This is a genomic window from Clostridium aceticum (assembly GCF_001042715.1).
GTDB lineage: Bacteria > Bacillota > Clostridia > Peptostreptococcales > Natronincolaceae > Andreesenella > Andreesenella acetica.
Window position 1 is genome coordinate 1,329,938 of sequence record NZ_CP009687.1, and the last position, 25,817, is coordinate 1,355,754.

Below are 25,817 nucleotides of genomic sequence, written 5' to 3' on the forward strand. Positions count from 1 at the left end.
TGGTGTTGAATAGCTTAAGAAATTTAATAAGCTTATCAAGAAATTAATTAAGAGAGGTGATTTTATGAGTTCAGGCTGGGAATTAGATGACGAGAGACAAGAAGAAATAGGTAAATGTAAATGTGGAGAAGGGAAAGTCGTTCGTATCACAGAATATTATAGTAGTACTAAACCTCCTTTAAGAACAAAAGAAAACACTTATACAAAAACATACTGTAAGAAATGCAAGGAATAAAAGTTAGTGTTATCTGTCTGGGACACATTTAAAGAAAGAATATACCCAATCAATTTGTAGAAATAATCACATAAAGGTCAATCTCTGTATTGATATGCTCCCTTCCACGAAGACAGCGGAAATAATAAGAAATCAATTAAGCGACTAGACCCCGATATTCTTTTGGGCTCTGGTCGTTTTGTTTTTTTTTTGCCTTTGGTAAGAATTAATTTCTGTATTGATTTCTAGGGTTGTTTGGGGGATGAAGAGTAAATTTGTATTAATTGTTAATAGTACTATGAACAATTACAGTGATGAAACATATATCAAGAGGTAAGTACTTTTATTTTGTATTATTTTGTTTTTGGTAGAATAGAAACCAAGCACAGCGGAAGTTAAAAATCCCTGCAAAAAATGGAAGAACTCCATTGCAAGCACCCCTAAAAAATACTATCCTTTTTAGTGACCAAACTGAAAAGGGGAATAAGGAGATGCTAACAATGGAGCAAATATATCGTATCAAATATTTGAAGAAATTTGAAGGGAAAAGTTTAAGAAAAATAGCAAATATTACAGGACATGACTTTGAAACCGTAAAAAAGTACGTTGAGCAGGATAACTTCAACATAGAAATTCGGCCTAAACAAATCAGATCTGGCAAACTTTCGCCATATAGGGACTTAGTAATTAAGTGGTTAACCGATGACATAAGGGCACCTCATAAGCAGCGCCATACTGCTAAAAGGGTATACATCATTTTACAGTATAGATTTATAGTTTTAACTTAAAAAAGGAATAGACGGACCAACCCCGTCTATTTTTCTTTCTATAGAGGAATTGTAGTACTTATACAGAAATAAATATTATACTTTATAGAATAGGAGGCAATTTATAATCTTAATTCCTCTACTAGAAGTTATTAGCATCATAAGCACAATCTTAATATTAGTTTTAGGATTAGGTATTATATACCTAGTCATCAAAGCTGACGGCGCAGTCGATAAGGTTAGGCAAGCAACGCTGGCGTCGCAGAAGGATCAAACTAAAAAAGCAAACAATAAAATGAATTAATATCATATAAATAAGGGGGGAAATCTCTTGAAGGAAGGTCCTAAACAGTTATATGAATTTTTAGTTAATACAGGAGCAGAAAAGATTCCAATAGAAGAAGTGATTACTAGCTTACCTAAATTATATCTTAAAAAATTAACAATTGAAAAATGGATAATAAAGCACCCTGATATTTTTCAATTAGATAATGATTTTATTGGACTTGTTAAGAACAAAATGATTAGTCAAGAATATAATGAAGCGGAGACAGAAGCAAAGAAAATTGATTTTGATGCTTATAGAAGTCAAAGAAATGAAATCGTTAGTGAACTAAGAAAGATGCTTATAGGTCCATTTGAAGAAAAAGAAAAATTAGATACTAGTAAAGCCCCAATGTCGTTTTATCTAGGTGGAAAATTAGCTCCTTTTGGCTCTACGTTTGAAATTATTAATGAGCAGGAGCATGAAGTAAATACTAAAGAGCTAATTGAAGGAGAAAATTTGGATGAAATTATCTCTAATCGAAACCCTTTTAGGCCCTCAACTATGGGTTTTAGTTTCCAAATGAAAAAATTGGTGCCTATTGAGCTTAAAGTAAGCTGGGGAATGTACGATGAAAACAATCAACGAATTCCAATTAATGAACGCTTAGTTTTTACTCCTAAAAATAATAAAAAAATTAATCTACATGAGCCTGGAATGCTAAATTGTAAAGTTAAAGAAAAGAATCGTGTATACCATGTTAGTGTATTCCTCATGAATAGATATAAAAGAGATTCTTATCCCTTACAAAGTGAGGTAATGTTTCAAACCTTTGTTAGTGTTTCCTTTGATAAAAAATATGCTCTATCTATATTAAATAAAGCAGATGAATCAAATTATCAAGATGAATTATTTTACAAATATGTTCAAGAGTATGCTATAGGTCATGGAGTAAGCACAAACTATAGATGTGATGGTGACAAATGTTATGTAGAAAGCGATTGGTTACCTAATTATGAATTGCCTATTGTAGAACATCGTAGAATTTCTAACATTACTTATGAAATGATGGAAATTGCTAAAATGAATAAAGAAGATTTAATAGAAAAACTCTCTTATGTTCCTTCGGTCTATGAAAAGTGGTTGGTAGAACAAGTAAAAACAATTTCTTCATTACCTCATCATCTTCATCAAATAGCTAATGAAAATAGTGCAAAAGTAAGTAAAATTATAAGTAGAATTAAAAAGGGGATAGATATATTAAAAAACAGTGAGGAATGCCTACGAGCTTTCCAATTTGCCAATGAGGTAATGGCATTGCAAAGAGCTCAAAGTAAAGTAGCAAATCATTATAGAAATACTGGTGAAAGAACACATGAGTTGCCACAGGGAGAATGGAGGTTGTTTCAAATTGCTTTCATATTAATGAATATTAGTGGTGTATCTGATTTGGAAAGTGTAGATAGGGAAATTGTAGATTTATTGTGGTTTCCAACTGGTGGTGGAAAAACTGAGGCTTACCTAGGAATTTCAGCTTATACAATGGGCTTGAGAAGATTAAAGGGGATTTGGAATCAGCCGGAAACTTACTCTGGTGTATGTATTATGATGCGTTACACTTTGAGATTATTAACTATACAGCAATTTCAGAGGGCCACTGCTATGATATGTGCTGCAGAAGTAATTCGTAAAAAAAATGAAGAAACTTGGGGGCTGGAGCCCTTTAGAATAGGACTATGGATTGGACAAGCTTCTACCCCTAATAAACTAACCGATGCCTTGGAGAAGCTTACTGAAATTCGTGAAGGAAATACAGTTCTACAAGGAAATCCAATGCAATTACAACATTGCCCTTGGTGTGGAGAATCTTTAACTGTTAATAACTATGATATACAGCAGTATAATCAGATAACTATATGTGGAAATCGGAAATGTCCATTTTCTTCTAATGAGGGGATTCCTGCATTAACAGTTGACGAAGCTATATATAGATATGTACCTACTCTTCTTATTGGTACTGTAGATAAAATTGCTCAAATTGCTTGGGGGAAAGATATACGAGAACTATTTGGTCGAAAAACTCATTATAGCCCATTACAAGGATTTGTAAATGAAAAAAGTTTTCCCTCCTCACATAGAGGAGGTATTAAGACAAAAAAGATTAAGAATCTGCTACCACCAGACTTAATCATTCAAGATGAACTCCATCTTATTAGTGGACCTTTAGGTTCTTTAACAGGTTTATATGAAATAGCTGTAGACTTCTTATGTCAACGTAAACATAATGAAAAAAAGATAGGACCTAAAATTATTGCTTCAACAGCAACTATTAAAGGAGCTGATGAACAAATAAGAAGGTTATTTGGAAGAGAAGCTTCTCAATTTCCACTACCTGTATTAGATGCACGTGATACCTTTTTTTCTTATGAGATACCTATCACAGAAAAACCAGGCAGGCTCTATATAGGAGTGTGTTCACCTGGAGTAAGTGGAAAAATACATTCTGTATATACTTATGCTGCACTGTTAGCTATTGTTAGAAATATAAAGAAGCGTAATTACTTGGATCCTTATTGGAGCATTTTGGGATACTTTAATACGATAAAAGATTTGTCAGGAACTTCTATGTTGTTAAAGGATGAGATACCGATTCGACTGAAGTTAGTATCACAACAAAAACAAGACTGGAGCACCCTAAGGACTGAAGAAATGACTAGTAGAATGCAAGCGTCGGATATACCTAAATTATTAGCAAGAATGGAGCAAGGTGTAGAAGAAGGACAAGCTCTTGATGTAGTGTTAGCTACTAATATGATATCAGTGGGAGTTGATGTAGAAAGATTGGGTTTAATGGTTATGCACAATCAACCTAAAACAGCTTCAGAATATATACAAGCAACAAGCAGAGTGGGTAGAAAGTACCCTGGTTTAGTGCTAACGCTTTTTAACTCCCTACGCTCTAGAGATTTATCGCACTTTGAGAGATTTAAAGGATTTCATCAAGCTATGTATCGGTATGTAGAGGCTACAAGTGTTACAACTTTTGCTCAAGGTACAAGAGATAGAGGATTAGAAGGTTTAATAATCGGTCTTCTGCGACAACATCATCCTGATTTAGCAGAAGAAACAGCAGCAATAAGATTTCAAATTGACAATATTATAGAAGAAGCAATAGAATTTGTTGTAGATAGAGGAAGCAAGACACAGGAAATTAGAGGAGAAGAAATAAGGGGAGAAATAAAAGAAATGCTGGATTGGTGGGAGACTAGAACTAATGAACATGACAGTTTAGCCTATAGTCATAAAAAATATCAAAAATATTATTTGTTAAAACAATTTCATGATGTAATAAAAAGACAAGATGCACGGCCAGCACTTACTTCTTTAAGAAATGTAGAACCTGAAATACCAGTAATAGAGGTGAATTATTATGACTAAAGAACTTGGGAAGTTACGCCCCTCACAACTAATTAGTTACTATGCTCCTGGATCGATTGTAGATTTAATAGAAGATAGTGTCATGATTGTTTCAGCAGATCAATGGGATATCCCATATGAGAATGTTATATACGAGGAAAGGCTTCAAAGATATTTAAAAATTAATCATTTAAAATTAATTGGGGGAGTCTCAGATAAGCTTAAAGTAAAGGGTATTCCCTTTCCTCAATGGAGAATTTGCCCAAGTTGTGGCATGATGAGTCCTTTTGTTAGGAGGACTTGTTATTACTGTGAAAAAGAAAGAAAAGTAGAAATAAAACTTTATCCAGCTCGTTTTATTGTTGTATGCGATAAAGGACATATTAGTGATTTCCCATGGATAGAGTGGGTACATAAAGGTATACCTTGTGAGAAACCAATATTGAAATATGAATCAAGGGGAGAAACTGGCTCACTTTCCGATATTACTGTTAGATGTGTTAAGTGTAATAGACAAACTAATTTAGGAAAAATAATGCAGCAGAATGAATTAAAACAGGTGTTACCAAAATGTACAGGTGAGAGACCTTGGTTAGGGGATCGAGAATTCTGTAAAGAGGGACAAGTGAAAACTTCGTTGCGATCAGCATCAGATGTATTTACACCTATTGTAGCAAGCGCTATTTCTATACCGCTATTAGATGAAAGGGATGAATTGTTTTTTCAAGTAGAACAATCGAGGCAATTGATAGATAATATTGTTCAAAGAGGGGATAATGAAGAAAATATTAAAAATATGGTTTGTATAATGTTTAATATAGAAGAAGCCCTTTATGAAAAAGTCATGAGGATATATCATAATGAAGAAGAAGCACTAAACTATGACAGAATAAGAAGACAAGAATGGGCAACTTTCAAAAATAAAGAAGTCGATGATAGACATAACACCGGATTCTTATCAAAAGAAATTAAATTGCCTATTAGTATGAAGGGCAGCTTTTCCACGTTATTAAGAATAGACAAGCTGAGGGAAGTAAGAGTACTACAAGGGTTTACACGGCTTTATTATCCTGATCCTTTCTCAGAAGAAACTCCAGAAATGCTGCCAATTATGAAGAAAAAGAAGGAATGGCTACCAGCCATTGAAGTAATAGGTGAAGGAGTGTTTTTTGAATTTCGTAGAGAATCCATAGTGAAATGGGAATCAAATAAGAGAGTAAAAGAAGAGGCGCATAAAATAATACAAAGATACAATAAACAAAGAGAAATATATGGCTATGAGAAACGTTTATTATTACCTAGACATATTCTAATTCATACCTTTGCCCACATGATGATAAAAGAATTTGCGATTCATTCTGGCTATGCAACAACCTCACTTCGAGAGAGGCTGTATTGTGGGGATAATATGATGGGTGTATTAATTTATACGTCTTCATCTGACTCAGAAGGTAGCCTAGGAGGATTGATAGAGTTAACTAAAGAAGAAAAATTAATTCATATTTTTGAAAAGGCATTAAATAAAATGGAATATTGTTCTTCGGATCCTTTATGCGTTGATGGAGATATTCAATTTCATACCTCTATAAATGGGGCAGCTTGTCATGCCTGTTGCTTTATATCAGAAACTTCCTGTGAATGGAATAATCAACTATTGGACAGAAGGATGATAAATCCTTTGCCAGGAGAAGAGGATTTAGCGTATTTCTAATATAGCTAACCTATCTAGTATAATCCCAGTGCAAAGTAAGTAAACTGGGATTATACTAAAAATATTTTTGCTTTTTTAAATAAACTCTGGCCTTCTTTAATACTTTTTGCTCTATTTGTCTTATTCTTTCACGAGTTACTCCATATAGGTTTCCTATTTCTTCGAGGGTATAACGTCTATTTGCCTCGTTAAAACCACATCTTAATTTTAAAACATCTAATCCAGAAATACTGGAGAATCCTTTTTCACTTTCTGAAATATAATTAAACAATTCATCAACTAAGTCGTTTGATATATTATAGGTATCTTCATAGAGATAATTGGTGCTGGGTATAAATTCTGGTTCTTCCATTCTAAGTAAGTCTATATGTTCATATCGGAAACATTGGTTAAACTCTAAAGGATTAAGAAAAGGGCGATAACAAACTATCCGATGAATCTCATCTATTTCTGAGAATTCCCCCTGTAAATTATAATATCCATAAAGCTGATCAAGGCTAATATAATTGACGGTCCATAATAATAAATCTTTTTCGTCATTTTCTATTTCGTACTTTTGACCTTTTAGTAAGGCCAGTTCATACTTTTTAGATATCTTTTTTAGCTCTGCTACTCTATGATCAGGTATTCTAATTATATTGTCAGTAGAATTAACATAACGCTGAAATCTTTGATGGACGTAATTAAGTGAATAATGATAAAAGCTTGCACTTTTTTCTGGATTATAATTATCATAAGCTTTATCCAGTGCAAAATAGGATTCTTGAATTAAATCCATTGTGCTAATACAATCAGTGGAATATTTTTTAGCCAATATGTAAATAGCATAGGCATAATATTCTAAGGCTGTTAATAGAAAATCTTTTTTATCCCATAAATAAAAATATTCATTTTTTATTCTACGTCTATTATTTTTTGAGTATATAGCTAGTTTTCTATATGTTTCTTCTAATTCTAGAAAAGGTATTTTGTCAGCTTCACTAGATTTGTTGGTACCACTATTATTATGACTATCGTTATATGTATTAGTAGGTGCCTTGTTATCAGTATTATCCTGTAATGATAGCTTCTTTTTCCACTTTAAGGGATTGAAATACCAAAAACCATTACGATTAGAATCTTTTTGAAAAAATGGATAAGTGGACAACGTACTACTAACACTACTTTCAGCATATGGGAAATCTTTCAAAACATATTTTATAATCTCCGAAACGTGTAATCCAGAGGGATGATAAATTAATGCTTCTGATATTAGCTGTACAATTGTTTTTTTTGAACCTATGTTTTCTTCAGCTAGACGTGAAATATCAATATATCTTTCCTGCGAAGAAGCAGCTTTAAGATCTACTTCCCCAATTGTTAGAAGCAAAACATTGTTTTCCATGTTAAAATTGAGCTTTTGACCAGGTTGTAGTGCATAATCACTCATGAACTCCTCTAAGTGTGGTCCATATAAGATATTTTTTGCTTCATCATGAAAGAAGATAAGAGATATTCTATCATCTTTATTAACTAAGACTACTTCTAAACGTCTATCTTGAATCCATTGACTAAAATAGTGAGATTCTAAGGTTTCTTGTATTCTATCGTAATAGCGTAAAGTATAGCTTAATGTATCTTTATCATAGTTAGACTCTTTATTAGAGGAATTACCTATTTTAAATAATGAAATTTCTTTTGTTTTTTGGCGAGATAAATTTCCCCTTATTAGATCTTCGATGAATTTCACGTCTGTTTTTCCATGATAACTAAATTTTTCAATGCTATCTGGAGAAGCTTCTTCTGGTAAATAAATTAACTTATCTTCAGTAGGTACCAAAAACACATGATTATAGGATTTTAAGTGCTCTCTAACTACTTCGAAATATGCCGAAAAAGAAGGTTGATGAACCTCTATAGCAAAAACTGATTTAATAATATCTCTTATTCGAACTTCTTCACCTAATCTACTAGCTAGCAGTTTTAGTATTCGTGGGGTACAAAGAGCAACTTCTTCTCTAATAAAGTGAGTGATTTGAGATGGTATTTTATCTTCCTTATTAACGTATCCTAACTCACTTAGTGAAACAAGACCTTTCTTATTGACTTTAAAACGATTATCTATATGAGGAAAAAAGAATGCATTAGAATCTTCAATTTGATACTCTTCCTTAATTAGTTGAGTTATTGTTAATATAGTAGCCTTTACTAAAGGTTGCTTGTTTAAAAATCTCACTACTAAATCGTTGAGCAAATTCCATTCACTTAGTAAGATGAAAGTTTGATTCTGATCCGTAGTTACTACACCAAACCTAGGATCCATATTTATTTCCTGTAGGTTATAGGGTGATTTTCTACCCAAATATTGAGTGGGAATACAGGTTGTTTGTAAAGTATCAAATAGATCATGAAGTTTATCGAAATGCATACTTCTACGTTGATAGTGTTGCCGCTCTACTTCCTCATAATAATGCCCGGCTTTTAAGGCAAGATTCAAGTAATTGATAGCATCCTCTTCATGTATCCCTCTACCGTTTGCCCAATTAATGCGTAAATAATCAATAATTAAGCTATAATGTAAGGGGCTACCTAGTTCATTAAAGCATCTATTAATCATAGAGATATTACTAAATACAGGCCCATTTTTCACAATTATCACTTCCATATATAATTAATTTGAGACAAGCTAGACATAATAGACGAATGCAATCTATTTATTATTAAATATTTCTACGGTTTTAGGTAAAATCCTTTGTATGACTTCTAATAATTTAATACAAATCAATTTATATGATTAAGATGCTATCTAAAAAGTATTAGAAGACACTTTTAAAGAATTCGACAAATTCAGATAAAGGAATTATAAAAAATTTGTCTAATTATTATAAATGGTAATTACTAACAAGTCATACATAGATGAATGATAAGTTCCAAAAAGGATCAGGATCATACTTCCATACGTTAATTAAGAAGCTGTTACATACGAGAGTATCAATCTAATAGGAGGGAGCATATGCCAAGTTCATTTAAATCTAATGATACAAATGTCTCAGATATCCTTAAATCTATTGCCAATGGAAACAATCAATTACCAGATTTTCAGAGGGGGTGGGTATGGGATGATAATAGAATTAAAGCGTTAGTTGCCAGCATCTCTAACTCATACCCTGTAGAGGCACTAATGTTTTTAGAGTATGGTGGAGATAGTGTGAGATTTAAATACCGACCTTTCACAGGTGCATCTGCAACTGTGAAACCTGAAATTCTTGTATTAGATGGACAACAAAGATTGACATCAATATTTGGTGCAATGTACTGCAGGGAGGCTATTAATACAAAAACAGATAAAAATAAACCTATTAAAAGATATTATTATCTTAATATTGATATGTGTCTAAATAGTACAACAGATAGAGTTGACGCTATTTATTCTATTCCTGAAGACAAAATGATTAGGTCTGATTTTGGTAGAAAGATAGACCTTGATTTAAGTACACGAGAAAATGAATTTAAAAATCATATGTTCCCTCTTAATATTGTATATGATCTAATCAAATGTAATACCTGGCAGAATGAATATCAGGTATACCATCAATATGCACCAGATGTGCTACAAAGATATGGGCGTTTTATTGCTAATGTTTTGGTACCAATACAAACATATAAGGTACCAGTAATCACACTTGATAAATCGACTCCGAAAGAAGCTGTATGCCAAGTATTTGAAAATGTAAATACAGGTGGTGTATCTCTGACAGTCTTTGAGTTAATAACAGCTACTTTTGCCGCAGATAACTTTGAATTGAGGAAAGACTGGGAAAAAAGAAAAGAAGAATTTATTAATAAATCAGCACTCTCTGTTAATAACCTCAATCAAGCTGTTTTATCAGTTGTTTCTTCAACAGACTTCCTAACAGCCATTACTCTTTTAAGTCGTTATTATGTGAAGAAAAATGGTGGAGAGGCTGTTAGCTGTAAAAGAAAGGATGTTTTAGCTTTAACCTTACCAGATTATCTTCAATACGCTGATCAATTATCTAGCGGGTTCTTAAAAGCTGCTACTTTTTTAAAGGAACAGAGGATCTTTTCTGCAAGGGACTTACCATATAGTACTCAATTAATCCCAATGGCAGTTATTTTTGCATTACTTGGAGATAAAACAAAAGATAACACTATTAAAGAAAAGATTGCTAGGTGGTATTGGTGTGGTGTCTTTGGTGAAATGTATGGTGGTGCAAATGAAACAAGATATGCTAATGATGTTGTTGGGTTAATGTCGTGGATAGAAGATAATGGGAACCCACCTGAAACTGTTAGTAGGGCATATTTTAATCCAACTAGATTACTGACTTTACAATCTAGACTAAGTGCTGCATATAAAGGAGTAATGGCTTTAATTCTTGGAGCGGGTGCTCTAGATTTTATTAGTGGTAGTGCTATGGATTTTACAGTGTTCCTCGATGAGAATACTGATATACACCATATATTTCCACGGGCTTATTGCGAAGATAATAATATACCTAAAGAAAAATGGAACTCTATTGTTAATAAGACTCCATTATTTGCTCGCACAAACCGTATTTTAGGTGGTAGTGCTCCAAGCCATTACTTGATGCAAATAGAAAAGAATAATCGTGTATCAGGAACACAATTAGATATACATGTAGCTAGCCACTTAATACATATATCTTCAATAAGATCAGATAATTTCCAAGAGTTTCTTATATATCGGGCCAAGGCTCTACTTGATATTATAAGTCAAGCGATGGGTAAATCTATAACAAATAGAGATAGCGATGAAGTGGTTGCAGCTTTTGGGGACTCACTTTAAATATCAGTAGCTCCTATTGGCTACAAACAATACTCTAAGATGGATAAATTGCATAGAGTCTATGAATCAACCCAAGTAAAAAGTATTAAGCCTAAGTATTTGATAAAAATTAGATGATTTTATAGATAAAAATATAATCTATAGGCTGAAAGAGGTGAAGTGATGGAAGTTGTTGATCAAAGTGAAGTGATAGAACTATTCGATGTTGTAGAGGAGACGGTAGAAGATGAAGGAATTGTGCAAATTTATTGTGAAGGTTTCAGGGGTATACAAACATATGAGAAGGAGGACATAAATAAGGTAATCAAAAACCTATTTGAATCGTGTAATGTAAATTTTCTAATTGGTTCTGGTTATTGTTATGAAAGACTTAGGACTTTAGGAAATTTAGAGACTCTTATCGAGCAAAATGCCTTAACCAATAAAGATAATGATAATAATAGAATTGCAATTGAATCGTTGATCTTATATGATTTTTTCAGAAATAGTATCTATCCCCATAAAGAAGACATAGAAAGCAAATGCTCTTTTGAAAATTCGAATATATTTATTTTAAAACTAGCAGCATTATTATCTAATAGAAATGATAAGAACTTACTAAAACGTATTAATTTATTTACAACAAACTACGATATGTTTTTTGAGTTGTCTCTAGAAAAAAATAAGATTTATTATAATGATGGATTTGCAGGTAGGTTAGTACCAACGTTTTCTACTCAAAATTATAATAAAATAGTGAAACAAATTGTTCAGAATACAGAGAGAGAATCTCAAATACCTACAGTTAACCTATTTAAATTACATGGATCATTAAGTTGGTCTAAGGAATGTGATGAAATTGTATATAAAACAGACCCAGCGAACTATTTGAGTGTGATTGAAGAATGCGCCATGGTATTTGAAAATTCAGATTTTAAGTATGATAAATCTTCAGCCACTACTAGTATTAATGAGTCCGTTGATCTAATTAATATGCTAGGTACTGAATTTAGTGGAGAATTGGTTGAACAGGTTAATAAATTTACTGAAGCATATCAAAAATTGCATATTATTAATCCCACTAAGAAAAAATTCGAAGAAACACTACTTGCAAATGTTTACTATGACTTGTTAAGAATGTACTCAAATGAATTAGAAAAGAATACTTCAGTTCTCTTTGTATTTGGATTCTCATTTAAAGATGAGCATATCTACAGCATTACAAAGAGAGCCTTAGCTAATCCTTCAATGATAATGTATATTTTTATATATAATGAGCGTTCTCTTAGGGACTTTAAAGAAATGTTTAAAGATCATTACAATGTCTTTTATATTTATTGCCAAAACAAAAATATTGATTTAAATGAGTTTACCTCTATCCTGTTTGGGGGTTAAGTATGAACGATATTTTATTAATAGGTGAAGTCATTGATGTTATTGGAATTAGTACTAAAGTAAAGGTATATGAGGAAAAAAATACAGCTAGACTCTTATATAATGGAAAAGTTATAAAGAATATTGCTGTTGGAAATTACGTGAAAATACTTAAAGGTTATACTGAAATTATTGCAGTTATTGAAGGTGAGTACATAAAAGAAATAAAGAATGTTGATTCATATAGTAAGCATACGGATACTTACTCTAGGATATTAGACGTTAAGATACTTGGACATTTCAGTCAGAATAAGGCTTTCGTTAAAGGTGTCTATGAAACGCCGATGATATCAAACTACGTGTATGTGTTGCAAGAAGATGAAGTTCAAAAAATATTTTGCTTTACAAAAGATATGGAGCCTGTTATTAGGATTGGTAATATCTCAGGCTATGATAACTATAAGCTAGCCCTTAGTCTTCAGAAACTATTTGCTAGTCATATCGGTATATTCGGAAATACCGGTAGTGGAAAGTCAAATACTTTGGCAAAGGTATATACTGAGTTATTCAAATCAGGATTGAATTATGAAAAAAGCAAATTTCTCCTTATTGATTTCAATGATGAATATACCTCGGAGGCAGTTTTAGTGATCCAAAAAAAGGTTTATAGACTAGACACGAGATCAAATACTGGGGATAAATATCCTTTGCCAAGAAGTGTTATTGAAGATTCAGTATTCTGGTCGATAATACTTGATGCTACAGATAAAACCCAACGCCCTTTTCTTGAGAGAGTGTTAAAAAGCTATAAGTTCTATAAAATTCGTTCTTTTAGTTTTACTGATGTAATTAGGGTTATTCATGAAAATCCCTCTAAGTTTAATAAGGTTAAGACTGAAACTACTAATGTCTTACAAAAAATTTATGGTGGTAATGCATATGATTATGAAAGGATTTTTGATGATATAGAACACCATAGTGTAGGTGCTTGTTTATATAATCGGGAAGGCGGTCAATATTTTAATACGATTGAACTACTGGAAGATTATATAAAGGCTAAGATTGAAGATCTTGGTTGTGTTGATATTTTCGATCCAATAGAGTGTCAGTCTCTTGATCCTTTAGTTCTATTTGATATTGTACTAAATTATAAGCATGTCTATGAGCTGCTAAAAGGATATAGCAATGATGAACATATTTCTCCTATGATAAAGAGGTCAGAGAAGAGAATTAATGAAATTTCTAGAGTTCTTGAATTTAAAGATGAGATACAAGATGAGATGGCTATTCAAGTAGTTTCTATATCTAATTGTAATATACATATGAAAAAAATAATACCATTACTTATTTGTAAAGAAGCATATGATAACCAAAAAGAGGCACCTAAGGGAAGTAAGAGTCTTCACCTAATTATTGATGAAGCACACAATATACTTTCTGAGAACTCAAACAGAGAAAGTGCTTCATGGAAGGATTATCGATTAGAGGTTTTTGAAGAAATTATTAAAGAAGGAAGAAAGTTTGGATGTTTCATTACTATAGCGAGTCAAAGGCCATCGGATATTTCGGCAACTTTGGTATCGCAGCTACATAACTATTTCATTCACCGACTAGTAAACGAGGAAGATTTATTCACTATAAGGAAGTCTGTTTCCTTTTTAGATAAGTCTAAACAAGAGATGATACCAATTTTATCACAAGGACAATGTATATGTAGCGGTTTAGCACTTGATTTTCCTGTAAATGTTCAGGTAGATGAGCTTGCGGATGCTAATAAGCCTGACAGTAAAGACATAAATGTTATTGACTTATGGAAGCCCTAATAAGTTTTTAATTATCTCTTAATTATCTCTGACTATGTTGACAGTAGAAGAAATATAGATACTTATTAAAAATTTATAACCAGGACAATATAATAACCGTGATTAATTTTAGAATTCTAAATACAAGCTAGGAGGAAATAATGTCGGAAAAAGTAAAAAGATTAAAACCTACACCAGATACACTGAGAGAACTATATCTTAAGTCTGGAAACAAATGTGCTTTTACTGGATGTCCACAACTAATGATCGATGAGAATGGTGTTTTTATAGGAGAAGTATGTCATATAGAGGGGGCAATGCCAGGTGGAGAAAGATTTAATAAAAATCAATCAAATGAAGATAGAAGAAAGTTTGAAAATTTAATGCTTATGTGCCATAAACATCATAAGATAACTAACGATGTTTACAAATATACAGTAGAAAAATTAAGAGAAATGAAGAAAAATCATGAGAGAAAGTTTACAGATATTGAAACGAAAATCGCTGAAAGTATAAAAGATTATGCTAAGGAAGATATAATAAGCATGCCAAAGACATTAAATGGTATGAATGAATATTTTGCATGGGGACAAGATCAAGAAGAGTTACTGGAAACTATAAAGCAAATAAATGTTTTTGCTGAGAATTTAAAGCAACTACCACACGGAACCAGAGCTATATTGGCAATTGTATGCGAAAGAGTTGAAAAAGAGAAAATAGTTGGTGCAATAGAATTTAAAGTGCCAGCAAGTGAGATACAAAAAGTATCTAGAATAGCATTTAATGATCTTAAAGAGCATTTAGCTATTTTAATTAAATATAAAATGTGTTATATAGAAAAAGACTGGGATGAAATAGAAAAGATATATTTAAATACTGGCGCTTATGATGGTTGGTGGGGCGATATTAAAGAGTATTGTATTAACAAAAATATTTCTTTAGCTGAAATTATAACTAATTTAGATTTCAGTATGTTGGACTAGCAAACGATAATTACGTTTTAGCAGCTTAGTAAAACTGCTCGTTTCTACTAGACCACCCGCAGTCTAGCTAGAAACGTCATCTTAGCGGGGAACGTCTTAAGGGATGCCTTGACCTTAAGTTGTATAATTAGGGCTGGTCGAATCTATAGTATGTTGCTGGACGATAGAGGAGACGAGAATTAAAACAGTAACTACGCTCGTAGAAGCTGAAGGTAAAGGGCCTTCGGACAGAGGTTCGATTCAAAAAGAGTCGCCTTGTGGAGTGATCTACAAGTGAAAATCTGGTTTACATCGGTGAAACCGTAACGTAAAGACGACGGCAATACCGAGGGGTAAAGGGAGAAATCCCAAAGCCCTGTATCGACTCATAGGCTCCTAAATCGTAAGATATGGAGTACTAGGATAGAAGTTTTGATTGGGGACATTTCCCCAACAGAAGAGGAATACTCCAGATAGGTGTGTATCCCCTTACATTATATCTTCTATAACACGCCAGAGAACTTCAAAGGAAGTTCAAGATATAGTCAGCACCATTGGAAACAATGGACTAAGGTGTCCCCTCGCCTCCACCAGTGAAACTTTCGACCGTATTGAGTCAATTGACTTGATACGGTCTTTTGTATTTTTTTCTTATGCAATTTAAATCCACAAAAGTATAAAAGCTGCATTTGAAGCAGCTTTTTCTGTGTATTATCGCTTATTTCATGATAGCACTTTAAGGAAATGGGAAAAGTATAGATTTGTAACCTAATATAAAGTTATTATCAAAATACTGACTTAATATGGTTTTTACCTGAGTGGTACGTTGATTATTTGACCAACGAAGATAATGTTCGGGTTAATAATCTGAGGATTAGCAGCGATGATAGCCTGCAGACTAACACCAGTACGTCTAGCAATACTGATTAGGGTTTCACCTACCGAAACATATATTTGAATCATATTTAGTGGTAGCGGTGGCGGCAAGGGTGGGGTTATCACTAAATTTATAACCTGGTTCACAAAAATAAGGAAAGGATCGAAGATTTGAGGGTTTTGGGCCCATAATAATTCTACCGTCAGACCGAAGCGGCGAGCAATAGAAAAGAGGGTATCTCCCAACCTTACAAGATATTGTGCCCGGGCAAAGCCAGGATTAGGTGGTATTGGTGCCGCTGAAGGGATAGTGACAATTTGCCCCGGATAAAGGATATTAGGATTGATAATTCCAGGATTAGCTATCAAAATTTCTTGGATGGATACATTAAAAATTCTTGCTAGAAAAAAAAGAGTATCTCCTGGTATGATAACGATGTTAACGTGAGGTCTTTGATGCATTTTTTTCACTCCTTTGCGTGTTATAGTCATTCTCAGTAAATAATATTCATGACTAAAAAAAGTGTGTTGTTTTAAAGGTTTGGTCTTATGCAATAAGTCATGGAGATGTTTTATTTGACTTATCAATATTCTAATATTAAAATTAATTGAAGTGATAAAAATGCAAATATTTTCTAGAGAAAAAAGCCAAATAGGGATATATATCATGCAATGTTTAGAGGGATAGATAAAAGAGATATATTTTTGACACAAAATGATTATAAAAAATTCTTATATCCCCCTAGCTTTGGGAAAATAAGCGATGATTAATAAAATTATAAAACGAAAGGTAGGTGAAAAACCTGATTTGTGGTTGCAGCAGAGAAAACAAATACTAGGGATCGTTTAATGGATATTTAGTTTATAAAACTGCCAAAGTACACCTAAAAGGAAAGGCTTTGATGGTAGAAATAAATCAGGGACCACTAACAGTTGTAATCTTGTTGTACTTTATTGTTAAAATGCAATAAAGGCTCTGCGAGATTTATAAATGTGAGGTGATACCCTAGTGGTTGAATCCTGTTATACCACCGCTTTGTTTAGTACACAAAGTGAAAAATCGTAATGTTATGCTATGTTACGGTTTTAGAAATCAGGGTATTTATGGCATCAACATTAAATTTTGTAGAGTATGTGTGCGAGCAAATTAGCGATGCTGGTAGTATTACATATAAAAAGATGTTTGGTGAATATGGAATCTACTGTAACGGTAAAATTTTAGGTCTTATATGCAACAATCAATTTTTTGTAAAAAAAACAGTAGCAGGAGCATCTTTATTGAGCACAAAAGAAGCATCACCATACCCAGGTGCAAAACCTCATTTTGTTATTGATTTTTTAGACGAGAGAGAGTCTTTGAGGGAATTTATTATCAAAACTTGTGAAGAACTACCTATGCCGAAGCCCAAAAAGAAGAAGTGATAAGTATATAAAGACAGATTCATTAAGATGCCGAATAAGATACAAATCCATAACAAAAAGATAGAGGAATAACAAAATTAGTGAATTTCACCCACCACTCCTCGCCTCCACCAAATAATCTACCATCTATTGATAAAAAGTTTTATCAGCAGGTGGTTTTATTTTGTTCTGAAAAGCCTTGAAACAAGCGATTCCCGGAGATTATCTAGGGGTCGCTTGCTTCAATTTTGGGAGTATGTTATTCAGTATTTTCATCAGTGATTGCTGGTATAAGCCGGGAGTGTGGGTAATAATCGTTTGACTTTTCATAGGTGTAGAGCTCGCAGCTATAAGAAATACCAGTTTTAATTGTTTTTGTTGGATTTGACGATTATAATATATAGCATGTATTATTTAATGAAGAAAGTGGGTCCATGGATTACAAAACAACAAAAGAAGCCACTGAAAAATAGGACCTAACTGAACGCCGAGTACAAGTCTTATGCTGGTAAGGGAAAATTCTTGGTGTATCTCGTCTAGGCGGGGTATATATCTAAAGACACAGAGAAGTTGGAAGATGGTCGGTACAAAAGAAACACTGACGAAAAGAAAGTAACGTAAAGTGAAATACTTTGGGCTAGCCCGGTATAATCAGTCCAGGAATACTCATTTAGAATGGAGGAGTAGCGGTGAAAAAGAAATTGATTCTTAGCAAAACTATTGTAAGAAGTTTTATTATTTTTGTAATAGCTATTCTTCTAGTAACATGGGTTATGACTATAGTGGCCATTCGGAATGAAAAAGAAACCGAGTTTAAAAATGCTATTAATAATAATGAGAATCTTACATTAGTTTTGGAAAAACATGTATCGGGTGTATTGTGGCATGTAGAGAGTCAGTTTTTTTCACTAAGAAATTATGAATACAGAGCAAATGTTGAAGAAATACAGAAAATTTTAGAAAATATAGTTGTGTCAAGACCCGATTTGTTTAATCTTATATCTATAATAGACTCTGATGGAAATGTAAAGGTAACAAATCAAAAAGAATTCATACCAACATACAGTGGAGATAGAGATTTTTTTATTTATCATAAAGCTAATGAAGATTTGTCTATTAAAATGAACAGACCACTATTAGGAAGAGTAACGGGAAAATGGTATATTCCGATTAGTCTGCGCTTAGAAAATGAAAATGGAGAATTTGAAGGTGTTTTACTTGCTTCATTAAATCCATATTACTTTACTGATATTTTTCAGGAATTAAATATAGGAAAAAAATCTTTACTATTTATGGCAGATTATAATGGCATTATATATAGCGGCATCTATGATGAAAATGAATTAGAACTTGATATTTCAATTCCTGTTGAAAGATTAAGCCCTGTTATAGAAAGAGGCAAACCTTTTTCCGATAGAAATAAAAGTTTTATAGATGAAGCCGAAAAAATAAGGAGTTTTTCTTTTGTAGGAGAACACTTACTATTTGTATCTGTTCAAACAGATATTGAGGAATTTTTAGGTAGTTATAGAACAAGAACAAATCTTCGGATAATAGCGTTAGTATTATTAACAATAATTATTATTGTCGTCCTGTTTAATATAATAAAAGCTGTTAGATCATTAGAAGAAAAAAATAAGGATTTGCTGATTACTGAGGATATTCTTAAAGAAAGTGAATCCCGAAACCATGCCTTGCTGGAGGGAATACCAGACTTGCTGTTTGTATTTAATAACGAGGGCTTTTTTATGGATTTTCACAACAGCAATTTGGATAAGATTTTGGTATCGGAAGAAGGATTTCTCCATAAGCACGTAACGGAAGTTTTGCCTGTTGAATTAGCTGCTATTACTCTTGAAAAACTGGATATTGTACTAAAAACAGGTGAGACTCAAGTATATGAGTACAGCCTGACTATAGGGGATGAAATCGAATATTTCGAAAGCAGAATAGTTTACAGCACTGAAAACAGCGTGTTAGCCATAGTCCGCGACATCACCGAGCGCAAGCGGACAGAGGAATCTTTACTAGCGAGCGAATCAAGATATCGTTCAGTTATTTCGGTATCTAATACAGGGGTCTGGGAATATAGTAACAAAAAAAAGTATCTCTGGTGTACTAAAGAATATTTTGAAATGCTTGGTCGAAATGTGTCAGACTATATAATGGACGGAACAGCTAATATTAATGAAGTATGGGTGGAATTGTTGCATCCGGATGATCGAGACAAGGCATTTTCAATATTCATGGAATACTTAAAGAATGGATCAGTGGGGATGTATGAAAACTATTACCGTATGAAACATGCTAATGGAAGTTGGCTTTGGATATGGTCGAGAGGTCAGACACTTAAGAATACTGATGGAAACTTATCAAACCTAACAGTTGGAACACATATAAACATTACGGAATTAAAAGAAATGGAATTTAATTTGTTTAATGAGAAGGAGAAGTTTAAAACTACTTTGATCTCTATAGGTGATGGAGTAATTTCGACAGATATTAAAGGTAATGTACTAATTATGAACAAGGTTTCAGAGCAACTTACTGGCTGGACACAAGAAGAAGCCGTTGGTAAACCCATAGAAGAAGTGTTTTATATCATGAATGAATTTACTCGTGAGCCGTGTGAAAATCCTGTGAAAAGAGTACTTGAAACAGGAGAGACTGTTGAAATGGCTAACCATACCATGCTGATTTCAAAGGATGGCACAGAAAGACCAATTGAGGACAGTGCCGCGCCAATTAAAGATGAGAGTGGCAATATTCGTGGAGTGGTTTTGGTATTCAGGGACTTTACTGAGAAGAAAAGGAGCCAGGATGAAATCAAATATCTGAGTTTCCATGACCATTTGACAAGGTTGTATAACCGAAGATTTTTTGAGGTGGAGATGGAAAGGATTGACACCGAAAGAAATCTGCCCATTAGTATTATCATGGGAGATGTGAATGGTTTGAAGCTGATAAATGATACCTTCGGACATTCTGTAGGCGATGAGCTCCTGGTGAAAGCGACAAAAATCCTGAAAGACAGTTTTAGAGCGGATGACATTGTCGCAAGAGTCGGAGGGGATGAAATTGCTGTCCTGTTACCAAAAACGGATGCTTCAGAAGCTAAGGAACTCATTAAAAGACTGCAGACAAACCTTAAAAAGGAACAGGTAAGAGACATAGAAATTTCTATCTCATTTGGCTGCGAAACCAAGATAGATTCTACTGAATCATTAGCTTTGGTACTTAAGAAAGCCGAAGATTACATGTACAATAATAAACTTTTTGAAAGTCCGAGTGTCAGAGGAAGAGTTATTGATAATATTATCACAACGATTAATGCAAAAAGTCCCAGAGAAAAAGCTCACTCTGAAAGAGTATCGCAGCTATGTATTGCTATTGGAGATGCTTTAAAAATGGGGGAATATGACATAAATAGATTAAAAGCATTAGGTCTATTTCATGATATTGGTAAAATTGCTATTGCTGATGATATCTTGAACAAACCAGATAAGTTGACAGAAAGTGAATACAAAGAAATCTGTCGACATGCTGAAATTGGTTATCGGGTTTTAAGCGCAGTGAATGACATGTCTGAGATGGCTGAGCACGTGCTATACCATCATGAGAGGTGGGATGGTAAAGGCTATCCAAAAGGCCTAAAAGGAGGTTCAATTCCTCTGCCATCTAGAATTTGTGCCCTCGCGGATGCTTATGATGCTATGACCAGTGATAGAAGTTATCGCCCTGCTATGTCAAACGAAGATGCAGTTGCAGAACTGAAAAAGAATGCAGGGACACAGTTTGATCCTGAGCTTGTAGAGGTATTCGTAGAACAGGTATTGCCCGAATACAGGAATGGGAACACCGATTAACATGTTCCCGTATGCGACCTTTCTCTAAAAAGGCAAAAAAACCGTTGAAAAGTGAAGTTTCTTCATTGGCATATTGCTTAATGACTAATCATGTACACATGCTTTTAAAAGGGGTAAAGAGGAAATAGGGAATTTTATTAGAAGAATTGCCGTGGGATATGCTAATATCATAATAGTACACATGGAAGAACAGGCCATTTATTCCAAAACAAGTATCAAAATGAGCCTGTTAACAATGATAACCACCTGCTGACAGTTACAAGATATATATACCAAAATCCTCTAAAAGCAGGTATTATCAAGAATATTAAGGATTATAGATAGAGGTGATAATGATTATTTGATTAATAAAAATACTATCATAGATACTATTATAGATAAGGATATTCTTAAAGGATACTTTATTAATACCGAAAGTTTTATAGAATTTAACAACCCCCAAAATTACGATAAATGTTTAGATTATGAGGAGAAGAAAAGATATACTGATGATAATTTAAGACAAATAATTTTAGAAATCATGGAGATAGAAAAATTACCACTGATGGAGATAAAAAGAAGAAATAACTTTTTAAGCAGAATAAAAAATGAAACAGGAGCCAGCATTAGGCAACTTGAAAGGGTATTGGGCATTGGTAGAAACATCATACAAAAAGCTTAATAGAGACAAGTCAAATAAAATGTCCCTCTGACTTATATAACTGTAAAGACTGATGAAGAACTAAATAAGAATAAGAAGAAAATAACAGACCTAATTCAAAAGAACAAGATGCTAGGTGACGCTTTACTTGTTATCTGTTTAGGCACATGATAGAATAAAAATGGAAGAATAGACACCTTTTTCAAAATCAATATAAAAGGACTGTTCCTTTTAGGCTAAAAGAAAAGTAGAATACTAAGCAAACTGGAGCAAAAATGACTTTGAAGAATCTTTCTGTATAGTTAATTAACTGTATGTCTACTTTAGACTCATGAAGTCAATGGAGAAAAATGAATACTAAAGAAGTTTTAGAGAGATAGAGGCTGAAAATATTTTTCTAATTTTTGTCAGATGCAATCAATATAGAGTTATAATATAGATATAAAAACTTTGATAATTTTCAAATTGGTAGCTGAGGTGTATTTAGATGACTGTTGATTACAAAGAAATAGAGAAAATTAGAAATCAAATAAATAGTATTCTTCAGGCAGAAGACATAATATTATTTGGTTCTTATGCCAAGGGAGTTGTTTCTAAAAAAAGCGATATAGATCTCTGCATTGTCGTAAATACAAATAACAAGAGGAAATTGATGCAAGAAATTCTTCTGAAAATAGATATAGATATAGATATCGATATAGTTATTTATACTCTAGATGAATGGGAAAAATATAAGAATGATCATTCTACATTTGCCAATGTTATATTAAGAACAGGAGTGAGTATAAGTGGTTGATACAAAAAGATATATTGATTGGTTTAAGATGGCTCTTAAGGACTTAAATAGTGCCGAAATACTTTATAAACATGATGCTGATCTAGGTATTGTATGTTTTCATTGTCAGCAAGCAATAGAAAAATACTTAAAAGGATATTTAATTGCTCAAACTGGAGTTTTGCAAGAGGGACATAGTTTAGTAAAACTCTGTAAAAAAGCATCGGACTATGATAAAAACTTTAAAGATTATGTAAAAGATTGTGCCTTTATAAATACTTTTTATATTGAAACAAGGTATCCTGCTGAGGACCCTATGATAGTTTCAAAAGAAGAGGTAGAGGAATGTTTAAGCATCACAAAATCTATAATTAAGTATGTTGATAGATTAATAGAAATATAATGCATGACTAGTACCGCAGCAACTGAAGTCATGGGGACGCTTTGTTTGACTTATCAAGACTTATCAAGACTTATCAATACTTATCAATACTCCCCTGTTAGAATTAATCGAGGTGGTAAAAATGCCAAGATATGTTAGAGAAAAAAGTGAAATAGGGATATATCATATAATGCTTAAAGGGATAGATAAAAGAGATATATTTTTGACACAAAATAATCGTAAAAAATTTTTGCATTATATTGAATTAGCTAAAGAAATAAAGTGAAGTTTCTTTATTGGCATATTGCTTAATGACTAATCATGTACACATGCTTTTAAAAGGGGTAAAGAGGAAATAGGGAATTTTATTACAAGAATTGCCGTGGGATATGCTAATATCATAATAGTACACATGGAAGAACAGACCATTTATTCCAAAACAGGCATCAAAGTGAGCCTGTTAACAATGATAACCACCTGCTGACAGTTACAAGATATATATACCAAAATCCTTTAAAAGCAGGTATTGTCAAGAATATTAAGGATTATAGATGGAGTAGTTAGCGTGAAAAATAACGTAGCTCAAAGTAAAAAAGGGCACGCTTAATAAAGGTCTTTTAAGACCTCAAAAAATAAAGCTTTAATTTAAGCCACAGAAATATCACCTTCTTTTATTAGGCCAAGAGAAATTAGAAGTTTTGCTGCTTGCTTAACAGCTTTGAGCTTTTGTTTTTCCACCATTTCATGTGGCATATCAATTTTATACAGGTCGCTTGGATTCCATACTTCGCCAGTAACAAACATATTGTAGATGGCTGTGAGTATCATCCTTGCGATAGCAATAATTGCTCTTTTTTTACCTCTCCTTTTAGAAATGCGTTCGTACTTGATTTTGTAGTAAGGAGCCTTGTCGGATTTCACGGCTGCATGGGCAACTTGTACCAATGCAGGTTTGAGGTATACACCGGCACGTGTAATGCGGACAGATTTCTTCTTACCAGCAGATTCATTATTGCCAGGCGTTAGGCCCGCCCAGCAGCACAAACGCTTGGAGTTGGTAAATTGAGACATATCTGTACCTATCTCGGAGATAATGGTGATTGCAGATGCTCTGTTAACTCCGGGGATGGTACAGAGAAGGTTAATGACATCTTCATAAGGTTCAACCAACTTGTCAAGCCTTTCATCCAGTTCAGCGATGGAATTAGCTACGTAGTCAAGATGGGAACGAACCATAAGCATACGCTCTTTTTGAGCCTGAGTCATTTGATATCCTTCAATAGATTCAACTACAGTATCTGCTTTTTTCTTTAATGATTTTTGAAGAAGAGAAGTACAGTATTCTGGATCGAAAGTATCAGAGGAAATGAGATAGTCCGTGATAGAAGTGGCAGATTTGCCAAACATGTCAGAAACGACAGCATCAATGGCTACATTGCAAACAGTGAACGCATTCTGAAAACGGTTCTTTTCACTGCTTCTACAAGAAACAAGTTTAGACCGATAGCGAGTGTATTCACGAAGAATACGTATTGGTTTATCAGGAATAAAACTCCCAGGGACTAAACCAAGGCGAAAAAGATCACCAATCCACTTAGAATCTTTTTTATCATCCTTGTTACCTTTTACAGCCTTCACCCATTTGGGGTTGGCAATAGTGATACGGATAGTATCTTCCAAAAGATTGTAGACAGGAACCCAATACTTTCCAGTAGATTCCATGCACACATCATAGCAGTTGTTATCAATCAACCACTGCTTGAATTGAAGAATGGAGTTGTTAAAGGTGGAGAATCTTTTCTTGGAATAATAGGGAGTTATTCCTTGAGAAGTAATGAGTGTGGCAACGAGAAAAGTCTTATGCACATCGACGCCACAACAGATAGGGTAAACAACTTTCACGGCATAGCCTCCTTTTATAATTAATATGGAGGAAGACATTGACTGAACCATCGCACATTTAACGTAAGAATTAAAACAATTATTAGCGTGCGGTCTAATAGAACCACTTATCTGTGCTTGAAAGATGGCTCTTACACTGGTTATAATACTGTTTTGAACTGAGGAGTAATCTACGACTCACCCCGCCGTGCTTTGTAGTATATCTTCTCTCTTAAAAGAATAATAACAAATTGGTGAAAGCCGCGCACCATTTTTTCATTACTATTTGTGCCGCCAGCGGTAGCGGCGGAATGGAGGTTATAATGATTATTTAATTAATAAAAACACTATAGCAGATAAGGATATTCTTAAAGGATACTTTATCAATACCGAAAGTTTTATAGAATTTAACAACCCCAAAAATTACGATAAATGCTTAGATTATGCGGAGAAGAAAAGATATACTGATGATAATTTAAGACAAATAATTTTAGAAATCATGGAGATAGAAAAATTACCAATGATGGAGATAAAAACAAGAAATAACGTTTTAAGCAGAATAAAAAATGAAACAGGAGCCAGCATTAGGCAACTTGAAAGGGTATTGGGCATTGCTAGAAACATCATAGAAAAAGCTTAATAGAGACAAGTCAAACAAAACGTCCCCCTGGCTCGGACTGGCTAAACGTCCCCCT

At 33.3% G+C, this 25,817-nt stretch carries 18 protein-coding genes; 15 read left to right on the forward strand and 3 right to left on the reverse strand.

The window, feature by feature from the left end:
* Nucleotides 1–64 precede the first annotated feature (64 nt).
* The 4 genes from CACET_RS20375 (at nt 65) to drmB (ending at nt 6,374) form a co-directional block, all read left to right on the forward strand.
* Entirely contained in the window at nt 65–235 is a 171-nt protein-coding gene (locus CACET_RS20375; RefSeq protein ID WP_158385979.1) for a hypothetical protein, read from the forward strand.
* Nucleotides 236–714: 479 nt separating this feature from the next.
* Nucleotides 715–1,002, forward strand: a complete 288-nt coding sequence (locus CACET_RS06140) for a hypothetical protein (protein WP_144414729.1) — start codon at nt 715–717, stop codon at nt 1,000–1,002.
* Between the two features lie 310 nt (nt 1,003–1,312).
* Nucleotides 1,313–4,684: a DISARM system helicase DrmA gene (gene drmA, locus CACET_RS06145; RefSeq protein WP_044823518.1), complete on the forward strand. Its 3,372-nt coding sequence runs from the start codon at nt 1,313–1,315 to the stop codon at nt 4,682–4,684.
* Nucleotides 4,677–6,374, forward strand: coding sequence for a DUF1998 domain-containing protein (gene drmB / locus CACET_RS06150; RefSeq protein ID WP_044823519.1), 1,698 nt, complete (start codon nt 4,677–4,679; stop codon nt 6,372–6,374). The genes drmA and drmB overlap by 8 nt, the downstream gene beginning before the upstream one ends.
* Nucleotides 6,375–6,429: 55 nt before the next feature.
* Here the strand turns inward: drmB and CACET_RS06155 are convergent, their stop codons facing one another.
* Nucleotides 6,430–9,003, reverse strand: a complete 2,574-nt coding sequence (locus tag CACET_RS06155) for a sigma factor-like helix-turn-helix DNA-binding protein (protein ID WP_044823520.1) — start codon at nt 9,001–9,003, stop codon at nt 6,430–6,432.
* A 363-nt stretch (nt 9,004–9,366) separates the two neighbouring features.
* On the opposite strand from CACET_RS06155, the gene CACET_RS06160 reads away from it, so the two are divergent.
* The 4 genes from CACET_RS06160 to CACET_RS06175 all read left to right on the forward strand — a co-directional run bounded on the left by CACET_RS06160 (nt 9,367) and on the right by CACET_RS06175 (nt 15,322).
* Entirely contained in the window at nt 9,367–11,184 is a 1,818-nt protein-coding gene (locus CACET_RS06160; protein WP_044823521.1) for a DUF262 domain-containing protein, read from the forward strand.
* 162 nt (nt 11,185–11,346) lie between these two features.
* Nucleotides 11,347–12,558, forward strand: a complete 1,212-nt coding sequence (locus CACET_RS06165) for an SIR2 family protein (RefSeq protein WP_044823522.1) — start codon at nt 11,347–11,349, stop codon at nt 12,556–12,558.
* Between the two features lie 2 nt (nt 12,559–12,560).
* Nucleotides 12,561–14,360, forward strand: a complete 1,800-nt coding sequence (locus CACET_RS06170) for an ATP-binding protein (RefSeq protein WP_044823523.1) — start codon at nt 12,561–12,563, stop codon at nt 14,358–14,360.
* Between the two features lie 140 nt (nt 14,361–14,500).
* Nucleotides 14,501–15,322 carry a hypothetical protein gene (locus CACET_RS06175; protein ID WP_044823524.1) on the forward strand — a complete coding sequence of 274 codons (822 nt, stop codon included), beginning with the start codon at nt 14,501–14,503 and terminating at the stop codon, nt 15,320–15,322.
* Nucleotides 15,323–16,111: 789 nt separating this feature from the next.
* Here CACET_RS06175 and CACET_RS06180 read toward each other — a convergent pair.
* The gene (locus tag CACET_RS06180; RefSeq protein WP_052661236.1) at nt 16,112–16,639 is read right to left on the reverse strand and encodes a LysM peptidoglycan-binding domain-containing protein; all 528 of its coding nucleotides are present in this window, start codon (nt 16,637–16,639) and stop codon (nt 16,112–16,114) included.
* A gap of 642 nt (nt 16,640–17,281) precedes the next feature.
* Here CACET_RS06180 and CACET_RS06185 point away from each other — a divergent pair.
* The 6 genes from CACET_RS06185 (at nt 17,282) to CACET_RS20680 (ending at nt 23,527) form a co-directional block, all read left to right on the forward strand.
* Entirely contained in the window at nt 17,282–17,599 is a 318-nt protein-coding gene (locus CACET_RS06185; protein ID WP_044824033.1) for a TfoX/Sxy family protein, read from the forward strand.
* Nucleotides 17,600–18,267: 668 nt separating this feature from the next.
* Nucleotides 18,268–21,444: an HD domain-containing phosphohydrolase gene (locus CACET_RS19380; RefSeq protein WP_052661237.1), complete on the forward strand. Its 3,177-nt coding sequence runs from the start codon at nt 18,268–18,270 to the stop codon at nt 21,442–21,444.
* Nucleotides 21,445–21,784: 340 nt separating this feature from the next.
* Nucleotides 21,785–22,105, forward strand: coding sequence for a hypothetical protein (locus CACET_RS06195; RefSeq protein WP_044823525.1), 321 nt, complete (start codon nt 21,785–21,787; stop codon nt 22,103–22,105).
* Nucleotides 22,106–22,571: 466 nt separating this feature from the next.
* A complete protein-coding gene (locus tag CACET_RS06200; RefSeq protein ID WP_044823526.1) occupies nt 22,572–22,880 on the forward strand; it encodes a nucleotidyltransferase domain-containing protein in 309 nt (102 codons plus the stop codon).
* Nucleotides 22,873–23,262, forward strand: coding sequence for a HEPN domain-containing protein (locus tag CACET_RS06205; protein ID WP_044823527.1), 390 nt, complete (start codon nt 22,873–22,875; stop codon nt 23,260–23,262). The genes CACET_RS06200 and CACET_RS06205 overlap by 8 nt, the downstream gene beginning before the upstream one ends.
* A 121-nt stretch (nt 23,263–23,383) precedes the next feature.
* Nucleotides 23,384–23,527: a hypothetical protein gene (locus CACET_RS20680; RefSeq protein WP_169750044.1), complete on the forward strand. Its 144-nt coding sequence runs from the start codon at nt 23,384–23,386 to the stop codon at nt 23,525–23,527.
* A gap of 359 nt (nt 23,528–23,886) precedes the next feature.
* On the opposite strand, the gene CACET_RS06210 is transcribed toward CACET_RS20680, so the two are convergent.
* Nucleotides 23,887–25,143 (reverse strand): IS110 family RNA-guided transposase, encoded by a 1,257-nt coding sequence (locus CACET_RS06210; RefSeq protein ID WP_044823528.1) that lies wholly within the window; start codon nt 25,141–25,143, stop codon nt 23,887–23,889.
* A 478-nt stretch (nt 25,144–25,621) separates the two neighbouring features.
* Between CACET_RS06210 and CACET_RS20380 the strand changes: the two genes are divergently transcribed.
* Nucleotides 25,622–25,762: a hypothetical protein gene (locus CACET_RS20380; protein WP_158385981.1), complete on the forward strand. Its 141-nt coding sequence runs from the start codon at nt 25,622–25,624 to the stop codon at nt 25,760–25,762.
* Nucleotides 25,763–25,817: the final 55 nt, after the last annotated feature.

Excerpts from the sequence above, each read along its gene's own strand:
- CACET_RS20375 (WP_158385979.1), top strand. The coding sequence starts at position 65 with ATGAGTTCAGGCTGGGAATTAGATGACGAGAGACAAGAAGAAATAGGT.
- CACET_RS06140 (WP_144414729.1), top strand. The coding sequence starts at position 715 with ATGGAGCAAATATATCGTATCAAATATTTGAAGAAATTTGAAGGGAAA.
- drmB (WP_044823519.1), top strand. The coding sequence starts at position 4,677 with ATGACTAAAGAACTTGGGAAGTTACGCCCCTCACAACTAATTAGTTAC.
- CACET_RS06160 (WP_044823521.1), top strand. The coding sequence starts at position 9,367 with ATGCCAAGTTCATTTAAATCTAATGATACAAATGTCTCAGATATCCTT.
- CACET_RS06165 (WP_044823522.1), top strand. The coding sequence starts at position 11,347 with ATGGAAGTTGTTGATCAAAGTGAAGTGATAGAACTATTCGATGTTGTA.
- CACET_RS06170 (WP_044823523.1), top strand. The coding sequence starts at position 12,561 with ATGAACGATATTTTATTAATAGGTGAAGTCATTGATGTTATTGGAATT.
- CACET_RS06175 (WP_044823524.1), top strand. The coding sequence starts at position 14,501 with ATGTCGGAAAAAGTAAAAAGATTAAAACCTACACCAGATACACTGAGA.
- CACET_RS06180 (WP_052661236.1), bottom strand. The coding sequence starts at position 16,639 with ATGCATCAAAGACCTCACGTTAACATCGTTATCATACCAGGAGATACT.
- CACET_RS06185 (WP_044824033.1), top strand. The coding sequence starts at position 17,282 with ATGGCATCAACATTAAATTTTGTAGAGTATGTGTGCGAGCAAATTAGC.
- CACET_RS06200 (WP_044823526.1), top strand. The coding sequence starts at position 22,572 with ATGACTGTTGATTACAAAGAAATAGAGAAAATTAGAAATCAAATAAAT.
- CACET_RS20680 (WP_169750044.1), top strand. The coding sequence starts at position 23,384 with ATGCCAAGATATGTTAGAGAAAAAAGTGAAATAGGGATATATCATATA.
- CACET_RS20380 (WP_158385981.1), top strand. The coding sequence starts at position 25,622 with ATGGAGATAGAAAAATTACCAATGATGGAGATAAAAACAAGAAATAAC.